This window comes from Pseudarthrobacter sp. MEB009 (genome assembly GCF_030208875.1).
Classification (GTDB): domain Bacteria; phylum Actinomycetota; class Actinomycetes; order Actinomycetales; family Micrococcaceae; genus Arthrobacter.
The window spans coordinates 109,289-125,579 of record NZ_JARVTC010000011.1 but is presented as its reverse complement, the minus strand read 5'-3'; the positions used below and the strand labels follow the sequence as shown (position 1 = coordinate 125,579).

18 protein-coding genes are annotated in these 16,291 nt (G+C 66.1%); 7 read left to right on the top strand and 11 right to left on the bottom strand.

All coding sequences use genetic code 11. From position 1 onward, the window contains the following. Positions 1 to 3: 3 nt before the first annotated feature. From QRN07_RS10385 to coaD, 6 genes are all read right to left on the bottom strand, one after another. Positions 4 to 393: a hypothetical protein gene (locus tag QRN07_RS10385; RefSeq protein ID WP_157370907.1), complete on the bottom strand. Its 390-nt coding sequence runs from the start codon at positions 391 to 393 to the stop codon at positions 4 to 6. Positions 394 to 840: 447 nt separating this feature from the next. Next, positions 841 to 1,800 carry a bifunctional DNA-formamidopyrimidine glycosylase/DNA-(apurinic or apyrimidinic site) lyase gene (mutM, locus tag QRN07_RS10380; RefSeq protein WP_050687047.1) on the bottom strand — a complete coding sequence of 320 codons (960 nt, stop codon included), beginning with the start codon at positions 1,798 to 1,800 and terminating at the stop codon, positions 841 to 843. A gap of 6 nt (positions 1,801 to 1,806) precedes the next feature. Next, positions 1,807 to 2,532, bottom strand: a complete 726-nt coding sequence (gene rnc / locus QRN07_RS10375; RefSeq protein ID WP_050687045.1) for a ribonuclease III — start codon at positions 2,530 to 2,532, stop codon at positions 1,807 to 1,809. A 21-nt stretch (positions 2,533 to 2,553) separates the two neighbouring features. Continuing rightward, positions 2,554 to 2,757, bottom strand: a complete 204-nt coding sequence (rpmF, locus tag QRN07_RS10370; protein ID WP_009356569.1) for a 50S ribosomal protein L32 — start codon at positions 2,755 to 2,757, stop codon at positions 2,554 to 2,556. Positions 2,758 to 2,793: 36 nt separating this feature from the next. Further along, a complete protein-coding gene (locus QRN07_RS10365) occupies positions 2,794 to 3,318 on the bottom strand; it encodes a YceD family protein (protein ID WP_082178371.1) in 525 nt (174 codons plus the stop codon). Between the two features lie 123 nt (positions 3,319 to 3,441). Beyond that, positions 3,442 to 3,942: a pantetheine-phosphate adenylyltransferase gene (gene coaD / locus QRN07_RS10360; RefSeq protein WP_050687040.1), complete on the bottom strand. Its 501-nt coding sequence runs from the start codon at positions 3,940 to 3,942 to the stop codon at positions 3,442 to 3,444. Positions 3,943 to 3,985: 43 nt separating this feature from the next. Here coaD and QRN07_RS10355 point away from each other — a divergent pair, with 43 nt between their 5' ends. Then, positions 3,986 to 5,215, top strand: a complete 1,230-nt coding sequence (locus QRN07_RS10355; RefSeq protein ID WP_231686108.1) for an aminotransferase class I/II-fold pyridoxal phosphate-dependent enzyme — start codon at positions 3,986 to 3,988, stop codon at positions 5,213 to 5,215. After that, positions 5,215 to 6,003 carry a spermidine synthase gene (locus QRN07_RS10350; protein ID WP_197273603.1) on the top strand — a complete coding sequence of 263 codons (789 nt, stop codon included), beginning with the start codon at positions 5,215 to 5,217 and terminating at the stop codon, positions 6,001 to 6,003. The genes QRN07_RS10355 and QRN07_RS10350 overlap by 1 nt, the downstream gene beginning before the upstream one ends. Before the next feature lie 9 nt (positions 6,004 to 6,012). On the opposite strand, the gene rsmD is transcribed toward QRN07_RS10350, so the two are convergent. The 4 genes from rsmD to thiL are packed head-to-tail and all read right to left on the bottom strand — an operon-like array spanning position 6,013 to position 10,976. Then, positions 6,013 to 6,627 carry a 16S rRNA (guanine(966)-N(2))-methyltransferase RsmD gene (gene rsmD, locus QRN07_RS10345; protein ID WP_050687035.1) on the bottom strand — a complete coding sequence of 205 codons (615 nt, stop codon included), beginning with the start codon at positions 6,625 to 6,627 and terminating at the stop codon, positions 6,013 to 6,015. Positions 6,628 to 6,666: 39 nt separating this feature from the next. Next, positions 6,667 to 8,934: an ATP-dependent DNA helicase RecG gene (locus tag QRN07_RS10340; RefSeq protein WP_056597376.1), complete on the bottom strand. Its 2,268-nt coding sequence runs from the start codon at positions 8,932 to 8,934 to the stop codon at positions 6,667 to 6,669. Then, a complete protein-coding gene (locus QRN07_RS10335) occupies positions 8,924 to 9,910 on the bottom strand; it encodes a DAK2 domain-containing protein (protein ID WP_056597375.1) in 987 nt (328 codons plus the stop codon). Before QRN07_RS10335 ends, QRN07_RS10340 begins: the two co-directional genes overlap by 11 nt. A gap of 22 nt (positions 9,911 to 9,932) precedes the next feature. Next, positions 9,933 to 10,976, bottom strand: coding sequence for a thiamine-phosphate kinase (thiL, locus tag QRN07_RS10330; RefSeq protein ID WP_056597503.1), 1,044 nt, complete (start codon positions 10,974 to 10,976; stop codon positions 9,933 to 9,935). An 82-nt stretch (positions 10,977 to 11,058) separates the two neighbouring features. On the opposite strand from thiL, the gene QRN07_RS10325 reads away from it, so the two are divergent. From QRN07_RS10325 to wecB, 3 genes are read left to right on the top strand one after another with little or no spacing between them, the layout of a single operon-like run. Continuing rightward, positions 11,059 to 11,625, top strand: a complete 567-nt coding sequence (locus QRN07_RS10325) for a YdcF family protein (protein ID WP_235504665.1) — start codon at positions 11,059 to 11,061, stop codon at positions 11,623 to 11,625. A 55-nt stretch (positions 11,626 to 11,680) separates the two neighbouring features. Beyond that, the gene (locus QRN07_RS10320) at positions 11,681 to 11,947 is read left to right on the top strand and encodes a hypothetical protein (RefSeq protein WP_050687028.1); all 267 of its coding nucleotides are present in this window, start codon (positions 11,681 to 11,683) and stop codon (positions 11,945 to 11,947) included. A 60-nt stretch (positions 11,948 to 12,007) separates the two neighbouring features. Beyond that, positions 12,008 to 13,159, top strand: coding sequence for a non-hydrolyzing UDP-N-acetylglucosamine 2-epimerase (wecB, locus tag QRN07_RS10315; protein WP_285240983.1), 1,152 nt, complete (start codon positions 12,008 to 12,010; stop codon positions 13,157 to 13,159). Between the two features lie 24 nt (positions 13,160 to 13,183). Here the strand turns inward: wecB and QRN07_RS10310 are convergent, their stop codons facing one another. Then, positions 13,184 to 14,203, bottom strand: a complete 1,020-nt coding sequence (locus tag QRN07_RS10310; protein ID WP_162242791.1) for an ATP-grasp fold amidoligase family protein — start codon at positions 14,201 to 14,203, stop codon at positions 13,184 to 13,186. 350 nt (positions 14,204 to 14,553) lie between these two features. On the opposite strand from QRN07_RS10310, the gene QRN07_RS10305 reads away from it, so the two are divergent. Together QRN07_RS10305 and QRN07_RS10300 are read left to right on the top strand one after the other, a co-directional pair. After that, the gene (locus QRN07_RS10305; protein ID WP_285240982.1) at positions 14,554 to 15,264 is read left to right on the top strand and encodes a glycosyl hydrolase; all 711 of its coding nucleotides are present in this window, start codon (positions 14,554 to 14,556) and stop codon (positions 15,262 to 15,264) included. Positions 15,265 to 15,439: 175 nt separating this feature from the next. Next, positions 15,440 to 16,270: a glycosyl hydrolase gene (locus QRN07_RS10300; RefSeq protein WP_050687020.1), complete on the top strand. Its 831-nt coding sequence runs from the start codon at positions 15,440 to 15,442 to the stop codon at positions 16,268 to 16,270. The last annotated feature ends 21 nt before the right edge of the window (positions 16,271 to 16,291 follow it).

The following is a 16,291-nucleotide window of genomic DNA, read 5'->3' as shown; positions in this document are numbered from 1 at the left end:
GATCTAAGCCGCCGGCCCGGCGGTGAAGTTCCCCAGGAGGGAAAAACGGGTACTGCCCGTTCCTGTAGTAGACAGCGTCACTGACACGGAGTCGGTGCCCCTGCTCAGGCGCCGGGCCTGCTGGTCGGCCGCTGACGCGGCGTCTTCCGATGTGAAGCCTTTGGGCTGGAGGATCTGCTGGAAATAGCCTGCCACCTCATCGCGGCTGAGCCCGACTATCCCCTCTGCCGTGGCCTGAAGCCTGTCGCCGTCCGAGCTGACGCCCGTGAAGACAATCACCGTTCCTTCCGGAAAGCTCAGCACCTGGGACGGGAAACCGTCCACGGTCTTGCCTTGGGCCGATGCGGTCGCGGGCAACGGTGCCCGGATCAGGGCCGGCAGCGGCGCAGGCATGGGCAGTCCGGTAGGTGGCGCGGTGACCGGCGGCAGAACCTCCAACGGTTTTTCGTCAGGTTCGGGCACTCCGGCGGCAACACCGGGGGGCGGCCGGTCACCGCTGACCTGCCCCTCCCCGGCGCCTTGGTTTGGGCTTTCGGCCGGTTGCGCTGCGGGCTCTGAGGCAGGCGTTCCGGGCGGCGGTGCAGCGGACATCGTGCCGGACCCGCCAGCCGTTTCCCGGCCCCCGGGTTCCGCTTGAATGGAGCTGTCCGCCTGCTGGCGGGCAATGCTGTCCAAGGCAACGGCCGAGCCCCCGAGGACTATGGCGGCAGCTGCTCCAATGAGCACCAAACGCTTCACCAACATGCGCCCAGTCTGGCACCGGGGAAAGCCACTTCATAGGTGTATTCCCACAACATTCCCGCGCTTTCCGCACCGGAATTCCGCAGACTTCGCCGGGGCCTACCAGCGTCCGTTACGCGGGCGGGGCTGGCAGACCGGGCAGGTGTGGGAGGAGCGGTTCATGAACTGCTCCCGCCGGATGGTTGCGTGGATGCCCGCGGCGGCGCACCGCTTGCAGGGCTGGCCCTCGCGCCCATAGGCGTCCAGTGACCTGTCAAAGTACCCCGATGCCCCATTGACGTTGACGTAAAGGGAATCGAAACTTGTGCCGCCCGCTGCCAACGCATCCGTCATGACTTCGCGGGCGCTCTCCAGTACCCGCTCCGCGTCGCTGCGGCGCAGCGTATCCGTGGGCCGGGCGTAATGCAGCCGGGCGCGCCATAGGGCTTCATCCGCATAGATGTTCCCGATGCCTGACACCAGGCCCTGGTCCAAAAGGGCCCTTTTCAGCCCCGTCCTGCGGCGGCGCAGCCGGGCGTAGAACAGCGGGAAGGAAAATGCCGGGTCCAGGGGGTCGCGGGCAATGTGCGCGGCTTCCTCGGCAATGAGCGGCACCGGTGTGGCTGACAGGCCGCCCGGGCCGCCGTCGTCAGTGGGGATCAGGGCCGTGACGAACAGTCCGCCGAAGATCCGCTGGTCCACGAACCGCAGTTGGGCGGGCATGCCGTCGCGGCGGCTGAGCCGGAAGCGCACTTTGAGATGCTTCTGGTCAGGAGCGTCGTGTTCCTGGAGCAGAAGCTGGCCGCTCATGCCCAGATGTGCCATCAGCGCCACTTTAGGTTCAGCGGCGGCGCCGTCCGTTGAGTGCGGATTGTCCGTCAGAGGCAGCCAGAGGAATTTCCCGCGGCGCACCACATCCGTCACCACGGCGCCTTCCAGGTTGCCCCGGAAGTCCTCAACGCCAAGGGCATGGCGGCGGATGGACCGGGGATCGAGCACGTCCACGGCCTCGATGGTCCGGCCGCTGACCCAGCTCGCCAGGCCGCGGCGGACCACCTCAACCTCGGGCAGTTCAGGCATGGATTCCTACTTTTGGGCCCCGGAGCCGGCGGCGCCGGCCTCGACGCTCCCCGGAGTTCCCGAAAGCACGCGCCAGGCGTCGGCGGCTGCTTCCTGCTCGGCTTCCTTCTTCGAGTGGCCGGCGCCCTTGCCGTAGTCGGTCCCGCCAATCCGCAGCACTGCGCTGAACGTCCTGGCGTGGTCCGGGCCGGCGCCGTCCACTGCATAGTGGATGGTGCCGAGCTGGCGGCTCGCGGCGAGCTCCTGGATGCTGGTTTTCCAGTCGGTCCCGGCACCGAGCACGGCGGCGTCCTTCAGGAGCGGACCCACAAGGCGCATCACCAGTTGCCGCGCAGTTTCGATGTCGTTGGACACGTACGTGGCACCGATCAGGGCTTCCATCGTGTCCGCGAGGATCGAGGCCTTGTTCCGGCCTTCGGTGAGTTTCTCGCCCTGGCCCAGGTAGATGAACTCGCCGATGCCAAGGCTTCGGCCGATGCCCGCGAGGGCGCGCGTGCTCACCACGGCGGACCGGCGCTTGGCCAGGTCCCCCTCGGGCAGCCCGGGGTTGTCGCGGTAGAGCGCGTCAGTGACGGAGAACCCAAGGATGGAGTCGCCCAGGAATTCCAGCCGCTCATTGGTGGGGATGCCACCGTTTTCATACGCGTAGGAGCGGTGTGTGAGCGCAAGACGAAGCGTCCCGGCGTCAATAATGACACCGAGACGCTTCAGAAGCTCTTCAGTTGAAGACATCAAGTCAGCCTGGATGGCCGATTAGACGTCTGCGACCTTGCGGCCCTTGTATTCAAGGAACAGCGCGGTGCCGGCAGAGTCGGTGACGACCTTCGCCTGGTGGGGCAGGCTGTAAGTAACCTGACCGTTTTCAACGGTCTTCACCAGGTGGGGGGCGGTCGCCTTCCACTGCGAGCGGCGGGCGCGGGTATTCGAGCGAGACATTTTCCGCTTCGGGACAGCCACGGCTAACTCATTTCTCTCTAGACAAACACGTACAAATCAATTTTGCCGGTCAGGCTTAGCCATATCAGCTAGGGCAGCCCAGCGAGGATCCAAGACCTCGTGGTGGTGCCCCGGCTCGTCTTCCAGGCGTACTCCGCATTCGGAGCAAAGGCCCTGGCAGTCTTCCCGGCACACCGGCTGGAACGGCAGGTTGGTGACAACCGCGTCCCGCAACACCGGTTCAAGATCGATTACATCGTGCTCGACTCGACGTTGCTCTTCATCATCTTCCCCGTCCGAAAACACAGCGTCTTCGTAGAAGAAAAGTTCTTGCACAGGTACCTCAAGGTCATACGCAAGGGGATCCAGGCATCGGCCGCATTCGCCTTTTACTTCAACGAATGCGCTTCCTGATACCAGAATTCCTTCGTGTACGGCCTCAAGCCTCAGATCCAGCTCGATTTCCGAGCCTTCCTGAACACCAATGAGTGCCACACCAAGATCACCTGGTGCGGGTACATGTTCCGTCAGTGTCCGCATGCTTCCCGGGCTGCGCCCGAGGTCCTTGACGTCGAACGCCAAGGGCGAACCAGCATCTCTTTTAATGAGAACTCCTGTTGAACATATGACCGACGTACCATCCTAGCCTGAAGAGCCGCAGGGACTCAAACCGGGCAGGCGGCGGCGCCGAAGTACCGGTCCAGCCTACCCCTTTGCCGGCCGATCCGCTGGCGGCTCGCCCGTGAGCATACGCCGCTGCACCGATCTGGGGATGTAGTCGGACACACTTCCGCCCAGGCCGGCCACTTCCTTGATCAGTGTTGAGGAGAGGTGGATGTAGTGCGCCTCCGCTGGGAGGAAAACCGTTTCCACGCCGCTGAGCTGGCGGTTCATGGTGGCCATGGGCAGCTCATAGTCGAAGTCCGAGGAGGATCGGAGCCCCTTGACGATCGCGGAGACCCCCCGCTGGCGGCAGTAATCGGCCAGGAGTCCTTCACCGACCGGCTCCACCACAATGCCCCTAAGCGAAGCCAGGGTTTCCCTGGCCATGTCCAGGCGGTCCGGCAGGGAGAACCGGTACGTCTTTGCAGGGTTGGTGGACACCGCCACGATGACCTCATCAAAGAGTCCGGCCGCCCTGGCAATGACCTCGAGGTGGCCGTTGTGGATGGGGTCGAAGGATCCGGGGCAGACAGCGCGTCTCATGCACCGAACCTACCCCATGGAAAGGCCGGGATACCATGACTGGATGCATCCGGACCGGGAACTTTTCACCCCTTCAGCCCCCGCCCCCTGGCAGCGGACAGCGCTCGGCGCCAACCTGCTCGCTCCGGACGGCGGCCTGGGCATCACCATCTTCGAGGAGATGACGGCACTTGCCTCGCGGACGGGCGCCATCAACCTGGGGCAGGGCTTCCCGGACGAGGATGGACCGGCGGAAATACGTGCCGCGGCGCAGGCGGCCATAGCCGCCGGGGCAAACCAGTACGCCCCTGGAAAGGGCATGCCTGAGCTGCGTGAAGCCGTTGCCGCGCACCAGGAGCGCTTCTACGGCCTGACGCCCGACCCTGCCACGGAGGTGATCATCACCACGGGAGCCACCGAGGGTATCGCCGCGTCGCTCCTGGCCTTCGCCGGCCCGGGCGATGAGGTCCTCACCTTTGAGCCCTTCTACGATTCCTACGGCGCGGTCATCGGGTTGAGCGGTGCCACGCATGTGACCGCTCCCCTGCTTGCCCCGGACTTCCTGCCGGACCCTGCCGCCCTTGAAGCAGCATTCAGCGACCGCACCAAGGTGGTGCTGCTGAACAATCCCCACAACCCCACCGGCGCGGTCTTCCCACGTGAGGTCCTGCAGCGGGTTGTTGACCTCGCGGCGCGCCACAACACCCTGATCGTCACCGACGAGGTGTATGAGCACCTTACGTTCGGGGTCCGGCACATCCCGGTGGCCACGTTGCCGGGGGCGGCGGACCGCACCATCACCATTTCCTCCGCGGGAAAGACGTTTTCGCTGACCGGCTGGAAGATCGGCTGGCTCACCGGCCCCGAAGCCCTGGTGGCGGCGGTGCGGACCGTCAAGCAGTTCCTCACCTACAGTTCCGGCACGCCGTTCCAGGGTGCCATCGCCGCCGGGCTCGCGCTGCCGGATGAATTTTACGACGGCGTCGCCGCCACCCTGGCGCACAAGCGTGACATCCTCAGTGCCGGCCTCCGGGACGCGGGCTTCGACGTCTTTACCCCGCAAGGCACCTACTTCGTCAATGTGGACACGGCACCGCTGGGCATCAGCGACTCCGTGGACCTTGCGCGGAGGCTGCCGGACCTGGTGGGCGTCGCAGCCATACCCGTCCCGGTGTTCTGCCATCCTGAGGGCGCCGAACGGACCCGCAGCCTGCTTCGGTTCGCGTTCTGCAAAAAGACGGACCTGCTTGAAGAAGCCGCAGCCCGGCTCGCCACCCTCAGCAGCCGGCTCTGATGCGGCGGGACAGCAGCGGACGGACGGAGCGGTTCCTCCGCACCACCGGACAGCATGCAGCGGTGGAACCGGATGCCTTCACGGCGGGCAGCTACGTTCTGAGCATCGGCGGTGCGGAGCAGTCACACGTCAACCTGGCACAGCCGGCGGAGATCTTCTACGAGTACCTGCGCCGCATCGGACACGTGGTGGACCTCGCGGCTCCCGCCGGCCAAGCCATCCGCGCCCTGCACCTGGGCGCCGGCGCCCTGACCCTCGCCCGCTACATCCAGGCCACCCGCCCTGGGTCCGTGCAGTACGCGGTGGAGCTGGAACGGGAACTGCTCGACTTCGTCCTCCAGCAACTCCCCCTGCCGGAGGGGACGGACCTGCACCAGGTCATCGGCGACGCGCGCGACGCCCTGGCGGACTTCGGCGGGGACCCGGCGTTTGACGTCGTGATCCTGGACATCTTCTCCGGACCGGAGGCGCCGGCCCATATTGCCTGCGCCGGCTTTTACCGGGAGGCGCGCGCCGTCCTCAGCCCGGACGGCGTCCTGATCGTCAACGTGGGCGACGAGCCCGGGCTTACCCTGGTGCGCAGCCAGGTGGCGGCGCTGCGGGAGGTCATGCCTGATGTGGCAGCCTTCGCCGAGTCCGGCATGTTTGCGGGCCGCCACCCTGGCAACATCATCCTGGCCGGGACGCAGTGGCCCTGGCCTGCCGCATGGAGCACTGAGCTGACAGCGCGCGGGCCGCATCCGGGGACAGTGCTGGCCGGAGTCGATCTGGACCAGTTGACCGGCTGACGCCGCCCTTCAGGAGCCTGTGACTGACGGAACGTCCTCGTCGCCAATGGCGTCCGGAACAAACGGCTCGGCAAACCACAGCATGGTTTCGCCATACTTTTTCCCGGCAAACCGGTCCATTCCTCCCGGCCAGGCCGGCTCCGGCGACCGTGAGGACCTTTCCACCACCACCACACCGCCCGGCGCGAGATGCGCTGCAAGCTTCAGCAGCACAGCGGACAGTGCTTCTTCATCCAACGGGTAGGGCGGATCCAGGAACACGAGGTCCCAGACGGCGTCCGCCGCGGCGCGGTCCAGGAACGGCTCCACCTTGGACCGGTGCACGGTCACGGCCTTGCGGCCCAGCACGCCGTTGATGAGGTCTGCGTTGCGCTGGCAGACGGCGCTGGCCTTCCCATCAAATTCCACAAGTTCCACTGCCAGCGCTCCCCTGCTGCCGCTTTCAACCCCCAACGCACCGGATCCGGCGTAGAGGTCCAAAACCCGGGCACCGGAGATCACATCAAACGCGTCCAGGCGGGAGAAGAGTGCTTCCTTGACGCGATCCGTGGTGGGCCTGGTCAGCGAGCCGGGGACGCCGGCCAGGGGCGTGCCACCGGCAGCCCCGGAAATGATGCGGGTCACCGGCGTCCCGCCCCGCCGCCGCAGGTCCAGGGTGCCGTGCTAACCGCGTTCAAGGAACGCCTCCTTTTCAGGGTTGAGGTACTTGTCAATGGCCTGGGCCAGTTCCGGATGGTGTGCCAGGCCGGGGTCCATATTCACCAGCCGTTGCGCGTCGCCGCGCGCCTGCGCGATGAGGTCGCCGTGGTCGATCACCCGCAGCAGCTTGAGGGTGGACCGGCCGCCTGATTGTGACGCGCCGAGGATGTCGCCCTCACGCCTGAGTTTGAGGTCTTCCTGCGAGAGGACAAAACCGTCGGTGGTTGCCGCCACGGCCTCGAGCCTGCGGCGGCTGGGGTGGTCGGGCTCCAGGGCCGTGACCAGCAGGCAGGTGCCCGGCAGCCCGCCACGGCCCACCCGGCCGCGGAGCTGGTGGAGCTGGGAAATGCCGAACCGGTCGGCGTCCAGGATCACCATGAGGGTCGCATTATGGACGTCCACGCCCACCTCGATCACGGTGGTGGAGACCAGGAGCTTGGTTTCGTTGGCCGTGAATCCAGCCATGGCGGCCCGTTTGGTATCCGGGTCCTGGCGCCCGTGCAGGGGTGCCAGGGCGATGCCGGCAAGTGCCGGTTCGGTCAGCAGGTGTTCGACGACGGCAGTCACCGACGCGAGTTCGCGGGCATCCGGACCGGCTTCGTCCGGCGGCGGGCCGGATTCACCAGGGCTGAAGTCGCCGTCGTCGTCGGTGCCAATCTTGGGGCAGACCACATAGACCTGGTGGCCGGCGTCGATTTCCTCCCGTGCACGCGCCCAGATCCGGCCCGCCCAGGCGGGGTTCTCAGACAGACCCACCAGGTGCGTGGTGATGGGCGCACGGCCCTTGGGCAGTTCGTCCAAAGTGGAGGTCTCGAGGTCGCCGAACACCGTCATGGCAACGGTGCGCGGGATGGGGGTGGCGGTCATGACCAGCAGATGCGGGGGCTTGCGTGCCTTTGCCCGGAGCACGTCCCGCTGCTCGACGCCGAAACGGTGCTGTTCGTCCACCACGATCAGGCCAAGGTCGTAGAAGGAGACGTTGTCGCTGAGGAGGGCGTGGGTGCCGATCACGATGCCCGCGGTGCCGGCTGCGGCGTCCAGCATGGCCTGCTTCCGCGCCGGCCCGGACATGGACCCGGTGAGCAGCGTGACCTGCACGGAGCCGCTGCCGCCCAATCCGCCCAGGAGCCCGTCCGCTGCGAGCGGGCCCAGGGTGCGGCGGATCGAGTCATAGTGCTGGGCGGCCAGCACTTCGGTGGGCGCCAGGAGCGCCGCCTGCCCGCCGGCGTCCACCACCTGCAGCATTGCCCGCAAGGCCACGACGGTCTTCCCGGAGCCCACTTCGCCCTGCAAGAGGCGGTTCATGGGGTGGTTGAGGGCGAGCTCCGCTGCAAGCGTTTCGCCCACATCCACCTGGCCGGCCGTGAGCGTGAACGGCAGGTCAGCATCAAAGGCGGCCAGCAGTCCTGCGGGATCCGGCTTCCGGGCGGTGGCTTCCTCGGCCGCAACCGCTGCGCGGCGCCGCGCCAGCGAGGTCTGCAGCACCAGGGCTTCCTGGTAGCGGAACCGCTCCTGCGCGCGTTTCCAGTCAGCGCCGGTTTCCGGCTGGTGGATCAGCCGGTAAGCCTCGGCGATGGACAGGAAACCCTCCCGTCGGGCAACCAGGCGGGGAACAGGGTCCGGCAGGGCCTCAAGGTCCGCGGTTTCCACCAGGGTGCTGATGACGGCCTGGATTTTCCAGGTGGGAAGTTTCGCCGTCGCCGGGTAAACGGGGATGGGCATGGCAGCGATCTTTTCGGGGTCTTTGCTGCCGTTGGCGAAGGGGTCGTTGTCCAGGAGGACAAAATCGGGGTTGGTGAGGCCCAGCGCGCCGTTGAAGCTGGTGACCTTGCCGGAGAAGAGCGCCCGCTGCCCTGGGACGAGTTCGGCTTTGGCTTTGTAGGCATTGAAGAAGCTGATCTTCAGGGTGCCGGGGACGGTGCCGTGGTAGTCCTGGCCGCCCACCAGCCGCAGGCCCTGGGCGCCGTCGTCATCGGAGATGACAATGTCGGTGATGGTGCCGCGGCGGGCGCGCATGGACCGGGTGGTGCTGGAGACAACCCGGGCCAGCAGCGTTACTTCCTCATCGCGGGGGATGCCGGCGATGGGCGTCAGTTCGGCACGGGTCATGTAGCGGCGGGGAAAGTACCCGAGAAGCCCTTCCACCGTGGTGATGCCCAGGTGCTTTTCCATGACCGCTGCGGACTTTTTCCCGATCCGGCGTTCCAGGGGCAGGTCCGATTCAGCGCTCATGCCCGCTGGAGTTCACTGCGTCGGCAGCAGGGTCGCGTGGCAGCGCGAGGTCGCTGATGCTGATTTGCGAGGGGCTGCCGAGCGACTCGATGATGCTGACGGCCTGGTCCGGTTCGGGCACGTGGACGTGGACCCGCCAGCGGTAATTGCCGTCAGGGTCGGCACCCGCGCCCACCTGGCTCATGATGACGGACTCGCCGATCTCGTCGAGGCGCTGCCGCAAAGTGGCGGCATTCAATGGCGACAGGGAAATGGTGCACATAACTTCCACGCCGTCGTCGTCCGGAAGCGAGGCATGGATGTGGGGATCGGACACGTCGTAACCATGCAGGCCATCCACCAGTTCGCTTTGCAGTTCCTGGCCCATAACGGCCGACCGCAGGCAGTCCAGGATCAGCAGCATGCCAACGCCGCCGGCATCCACAACGCGGGCCGTAGTGAGGGCGTCCAGCTGGTCTTCGGTGTGGATGACGGCTGCGAGGGCGCCCTCGACGGCGGCATCAAGGGCCAGCCCCAGGGCATGGTTGCTGTCATCCCCGTTGTGCGCGGCGTCCACGGCTGCGGCCGAACGGGCGGCCGCCTCCATGACGGACAGCATGGTCCCGGGGACAGGGTCGCTTAGCGCGGACCAGGCCCGGATCTGGGCCCGGTGCAGGGAGGCAGCCAACAACGTGGAAGTGAGCCTGGTGTGCCCTGCCAAGGGTTCGGCGGCCGCGCAGAGGAACACGGAAAACAGGGTGCCTGAGTTCCCCCGGGCTTCTTCCATGGCCGCCTGGCCCGCTGCGGCCAGGACAACTCCGACGTCCATCTGGGCCGGCTGGTCCGCGTCTGCCGTCAGGGCGCGGGCGGCGGCACGGACGGTGAGATAAAGGTTGGTGCCGGTGTCCCCGTCTGCCACGGGGAAGATGTTGATGGCGTTAAGACGGTCGCTGTGGTTGCCCAAAGCGGTTTCGGCCTTGCCCAACCATCGCTTCATCGCTTGCGCGTTGGCAGCAACCTTAGTCTGCAAAGTGATCCCATCCCCCGGTGTCTGCGGCCCGGCCCGCAATTCTGACGACCGGGCTTTCTTCGATTCCCAGTGCTTCTATTGAGCCTATCGCAGTGAATCCTGCAGGAAGCTGTATACCGGCAGGGAAAGTCGCCAGCAGCCCATGGTCCTCGCCACCGCCCAGCACCCAGCCGGAAGGATCCGTTCCCAGCAGCTCCACCGCAGGGGCCAGCCCTTCCGCGAGGACTGCCAGCCGGGCCGGGTCGAGGTCCAGTGCCACGCCGCTGGCTGTGGCCATCCGCAGGCCGTCCCGGAGCAGGCCGTCCGAGATGTCCAGCATGGCGGTGGCACCGGCCAGCCTCGCGGCGGGCCCGGCTGAAAGTGGTGGCTGCGGCCGGCATTGGCGCTCAAGGAACAGCCGCTGCTCCGGGGTGAGGCCCTGGAGGGCGTTGTCCGATTCGAGCAGCGCCAAGCCCGCGGCAGCGTGGCCCACGGTACCGGCGATGGCCAGCACATCGCCGGGCCTGGCGCCCGAGCGAAGAACGGGTGCGCCGCCGTCCAGGCTGCCCAGCACGGCCACGGTAACGCCGATTTCGCTGCCGCGGCCCAGGTCGCCGCCGGCAACGGAGCACCGGGTGGCACCCAGTTCCTTGATCCCGGCAACGAGGCCGTCGGCAAGCGCCTCGACCCAGCTGACTGGGGTTTCCGGGGGCAGGGTGAGGCTGACCACCAGGGACGTTGGGGTGGCTCCCATGGCGTTGATGTCGCTGAGGTTTTGTGCGGCCGCCTTCCACCCCACGTCGAAGCCGGTGGTCCGGTACCCGTTGGGCCAGACCAGGCGGAAGTCCTGGTCCTGGATTTGGGTATCAATGCTGATCACAGTCCGGCCGTCCGGTGCGGCAATGATTGCGGCGTCATCGCCCGGGCCCAGCAGCGTGGCATCGGTGTGGGGCTTCCCCAGGGCCAGGCGCGGGAAGATCCTGGCCAGCAGGCCTGCTTCGGACAGGGCTGAGACGGGCAGCAGTTCGGGGCTGGTGGAGGACTTTTGCGGCACGGCACTACGGTACAGCGCTGCTGCGACAATGACCTGGCCGGAGAATTTCCCCGCGGGCACGGCCCATGGCAGACTCAGGGGCGTGCGCCTATCAACCAGCGCGGTGAATACCGCCACGCGATGGTTCGCGGTGGTTGCAGGCGGCGGCTTTGTGCTGTGGCTGATCGTGGCGCTTCAACTTTTTGTGAACGTTCCCCCCGCGGACAAGCAGCACAGCGATGCCGTGATCATGCTGGGCGGCCTCTCCGCAGACCGTCTGCCCGCCGCCCGTGGGCTGCAGGACGAGCTGGACATCCCGGTCCTGGTCCTGGCGGAAACGGGATTGGCCGGCAACGCCTCCGCGGACGACGCATGCGACGCGGCGCGCCTCCCCAGCGCGGATCTGGTGTGTTTCCGGCCGGATCCCCTGAACACCAGGGGTGAGGCCATGGCTATTGAACGCCTGGTGAAGCTGAACCACTGGAAATCCGTGACCGTGGTGACCTCCGACTTCCACGCAACCCGCGCTGGAACCCTGGTACGCCAGTGCACGGACGCGGAGGTGCACATGGTTCCCGCGCCGGCGTCGATGGGGCCCGGGGACTGGCTCTGGCGGTTTGTGGTGGAGACGGGCGGCCTGCTGGACGCCACCGTGCGGCCCCAATGCTGAGCTGTTCCCGGCACGGATCGGGGCACCCGTGCAGCCGCGGCTAGAATCAATAAAAATGTCCGGCCGAACTGAAGGGAACCCGGTGGACCCGTCCGAGCAGCCTCTTTCCGGGGCCCCGCGCCATCTTCGGCGGCAGCGGTTCCAGGCGTCCAGCCGGGCGGGCCGGCCACGCAGTGCAGGCCGGCGCCCGGACGAAGCTGCTCCGCCCCGCCCACACCGGCGGGTCAGCCACAGCGCCAAACGCCGCATTGCCGGCGCACTGGTCCTGCTGACCCTGCTGGGCGTGGCGGCCCTGCTCGCCGCGCTGGTGCTGTTTTTCTGAGCGGTCGCCGGCGCCCCGGCACCCGCAGTTCTTGTTTCAATTCCTAACCTTGGGGGTCCAATGCCTGTTGTTATGCCAATCTTCGGGACGCGTCCCGAGGCCATTAAGATGGCACCGATCGTCCTGGCGCTGCAGGAGGCCGCCGGATTGGACTGCGTGGTTACAGTTACCGGACAGCACCGGGAAATGCTGGACCAGGTCAACAGCCTGTTCGGGATCCAACCGGACCACGACCTGAACATCCTCCAGCCCGGCCAGTCGCTGTCCGGCATCATGACCCGCACCATTGATGGCCTGGACGCCCTTTTTGCGGCTGCCCGGCCTGACGCGGTGGTGGTCCAGGGTGACACCACCACCTCAACGGCGGCAGCCATCGCCGCTTTCTACCACGGCATCCCGGTGGTCCACGTTGAGGCGGGCCTGCGCAGCGGCGACCTGTTCTCGCCTTTCCCTGAAGAGGGCAACCGCAAAATCACCAGCCAGATCGCCAGCCTGCACCTGGCCCCGACGGCTACGAGCAAAACGAACCTGTTGGCGGAAGGGATTTCCGAAGCAGACATTGTCATCACCGGCAATTCGGTGATTGACGCGCTCCTGACAACGGTGGGCAAGGAGATTCCCTTCACGGACCCGCGCCTGGCCGGACTGGCCGCCAGCGGGCGCCGCATCCTTCTGGTCACGACGCACCGGCGCGAAAACCAGGGGGATGCCATGCGTGGCGTAGGCCGCGCGCTGGCACGGCTGGCCGATGCGGAACCCGACCTGGTCATTGTTCTTCCCGCGCACAAGAATCCGGTTGTCCGGGAGGCAGTACTGCCGGCCATTGAGGCTAAAGCCAATGTCATCGTGACCGAGCCACTGGCGTATGGGGAATTCACCCGCATGCTTGCCCTGGCGCACGTGGTGCTGACGGATTCCGGTGGCGTGCAGGAGGAGGCGCCCAGCCTTGGCAAGCCGGTGCTCGTGATGCGCGACAACACCGAGCGGCCCGAAGCCGAGCACGCCGGAACGGTCCGCCTCATCGGCACCGGTGAACAGCGGATAGTTGATGAGGTCAGCCGGTTGCTGCATCATCCCGCTGACTACACCGCCATGGCCAACGCGGTGAATCCCTATGGCGACGGCGCGGCAGCAGGCCGGACCGTGGCTGCCATCGCGGAGCTGCTCGGTGTGGGGCTGCGGACTCCGGAATTCGACTACGCGGGAAATTAGCGCTGGCCGGCGGGGCCGGGCAGATCAGCCCAGCTGGCCCCGGCGCAGCCTGTCCCGGATCCCTGCCCACCGCGCGGCGAGGTGGCGGTACCACTGGTATCCGGGGGCATCCTCGCCGCCGTCCACTGCCAGGTCTTTGTAGAAGGTGTGAAGCCGCTCGGCGCCACGGGCCCCACCGCCGTAGGCGTAGCCTGCCCAGGCCCGGTACGGCAGGCCTGCGGGCTTGGCCAAGCCGCTCCGGAGCTCCAGGGGTGAGGCTGCAAGGGCGTCTGCTTCCGGTGCGGTTTCGTCCATCAGCGCGTCCAGCTTGTCCAGCATGTCGTTGGAGAACACAAAGATCTTCCGGTGCGTTCCACCCGGCGAGTAGGTGAATTCGCCAAAGACCGGTCCCTCGGGGCTGTCCAGCATGTCAATGCTGACAAACGGCGAATCCGCCTCAAGGGAGAGGCGCTGCGCCCACCAGAGCATTTCCGCTGCGTGCAATGGAATCACCGGCATTCCCGGCCGGGCAGTTTCCGACAAAACGTAATCAGTGTTGCGCCGAAGCGGGCGGAAATCGCCATCAAAAAGTGCCATTTTCACTGGCCCGGTGTTGCGGTCAATCTGGACAATCAGGCCAACGCGGCCCCGAAAACAGTAGAACTTGTAGTCAAAGGGGATCGCCCCCACACCCAGCGTGTGGTGGATCAATTCCTCGACAATCCACACCGGGGCTTTTGTAGCAAAGGACGCGGCCTTTTCAAGTTGAATATCCTTGATGGAATCCAGGGTCAGGTTTTGCAGTGCCATGTGGTCAAAAAACCGGTCGGGGCCCTGCCGCTCCAGGATCATCACGCCGCGTGATGACCAGCCATTGGCCAGCTTCAGCACAAAGAGGTCCGGCAGGCCGGCATCCGCAAGGCCGTCGAGCGCTTCCAGGACTGCGAGCCGCTGCGGCACCCGCATCCCCAGGTTTTCCACGAAGGGATGGGAGATGATCTTCTGTGCCAATTCGCCCCGACGGGCTGTCCCCCGCCGGCGGAATTCGTCGGCGACAAAACTCAAGAACGATGACTCGATTTTTGGCCTGTTAAAGCCCTGTGGATACATTGCTGGAAATCCCCCATTTTTCAGTTGTTTCGGCATTTGTCCGGCCTGCTCGCAGCGGCGCCGGGCAAAGCCCGGTGCCAGTCTAAGGGCGAAACTGTGGGTCATGAAATCGTGAAAGAATTGGCGGACGGCAGCGGCAAACGGCCCGGCCTCCGGAAAGGGAACCAGTGGACAGGCGCGGCTTTCTCCGAAACGCATTGCTCACGGCCGCGGCGGTGCCTGCGTTAGCCGGCTGCACGCCGCAACAGGCTGCGCAGGAGCCCGGGACTCCCGTACGGCCGGATTTCGCCCGCAAGGGCATCGGCATGTCGATCGGGAAGATGTTTGGCGTCGACCAGCTCAACTCACTGGACGTGGATTGGTTTTACTCCTGGGGCGCAGGCTTTCCGGCAGCGCGGCCCCGGGCTGATTTTATTCCCATGATCTGGGGCCGCGAGAGCGTCCGGCAAGGCTCCGTGGACGAGGTCCGGTCGGAGCTGGACCTCAGCCGCGCGGCCGCGCTGCTGGGCTTCAACGAACCGGACCATCCGGCGCAGGCAGACATGAGCGTGTCGAGGGCCGTGAACCTGTGGCCCCAGCTTGAAGAGCCGGGCCTCCGGCTCGGTTCCCCGGCCCCCGTCCAGCCGCTCGGGGATTGGCTCAAGCGGTTCATGGCTTCCTGCGAGGCCAAGCAACTCCGGGTGGATTTTGTGGCGATGCACATGTACCCGTCACCCGATGCCGGCGCATTCCTGGACACCGTCAGGAAGGTGCACGCTTACTACGGCAAACCCGTGTGGATCACCGAGTACGCCGTGGCCGACTGGGACGCCACCGCCAAGAGACCCAGCCGGCACTCGGCCCAGGACATCCGGGCGTTTATGGCGGACACCGTTGCGGGCCTTCGGGAGATGCCCTTCGTTGAGCGGTTTGCCTGGAAAACCCGCGCCGAAAATGATCCGACCATGGGTGCTTCGGCGCTCTTCCGGAAAGATGGTTCGCTGACGGACACCGGGGAACTGTACCGGTCACTGTAGCGGACCCACCGCGCCGGCACAGATCGGCGCCGGCTGAATTCGCCGAAAGCCGGGACCCATCGTCCTCCTGCCCTTGTAAATGGTCACCGGGGCCACGAAAATATGCGGACGGGTGTCTCCGATCGCCTGTACTCTGCCGAATGGTCTCAACCATCTTTATCCGGGAGGATTCCCAATGGAACGACGTCATTTTTTAAAACTGCCCCTCGCTGCTGCTGCCGTCCCGGGCGCACTGCTCGCCGCTAACGCGCAGCCCGCCCAGGCCGCCACGTCCACCACCACCGGACTGAAGGGATTCGGGTTGTCGGGCAAGGATGCGCTCGCTGCGCAGCAGCTCAAAAGCCTGAACCTGAAATGGCACTACTCGTGGGGTTCCCGGGCCAATTTCTTCGCCCCGCCCTTCGTTCCCATGATCCGGAACGCCGCTGTGCTCGACCAGGACGCCATCGGGATCGTGACCCGGCAGCTGGCCCAGACGAACACCAAGCACCTGCTCGGTTTTAATGAGCCGGATGTCACTGCCCAGGCCAACATGAGCGTGGACAAGGCCATCAGCCTGTGGCCGAAGCTCCAGGCCACGGGCCTGCGCCTGGGGTCGCCGGCCACGGTGGCACCCAGCAGCCCCTGGCTGGCCGACTTTATGGCAAAAGCCAAGAACAAGGGCCTCCGCGTGGATTTCATCACCATGCACATCTATGCCTGGCCGAACGCCACGGATTTTCTGAACAAACTCAACATGCTCCACGACAAGTACGGCAAGCCGATCTGGGTCACCGAGTACGCCGTTGCAGACTGGGGCGCCACGGCGGCCAACCCGTGCAAGTACAGCCGGGCCGAGACCGAGGACTTCATGCGAGCCACGGTGGCTGGGATGCGTGCCATGCCCTTCATTGAACGCTTCGCGTGGAAGACCCGGCCGGCGGGCGACATCAAAATGGGGTGCTCAACCATCTTTAAGAGCGACGGGACGCTCACAAGCACTGGCAGGCTCTGGGCGGCGCTGTAGCGGCCTGCTTGGCGCGGGCTG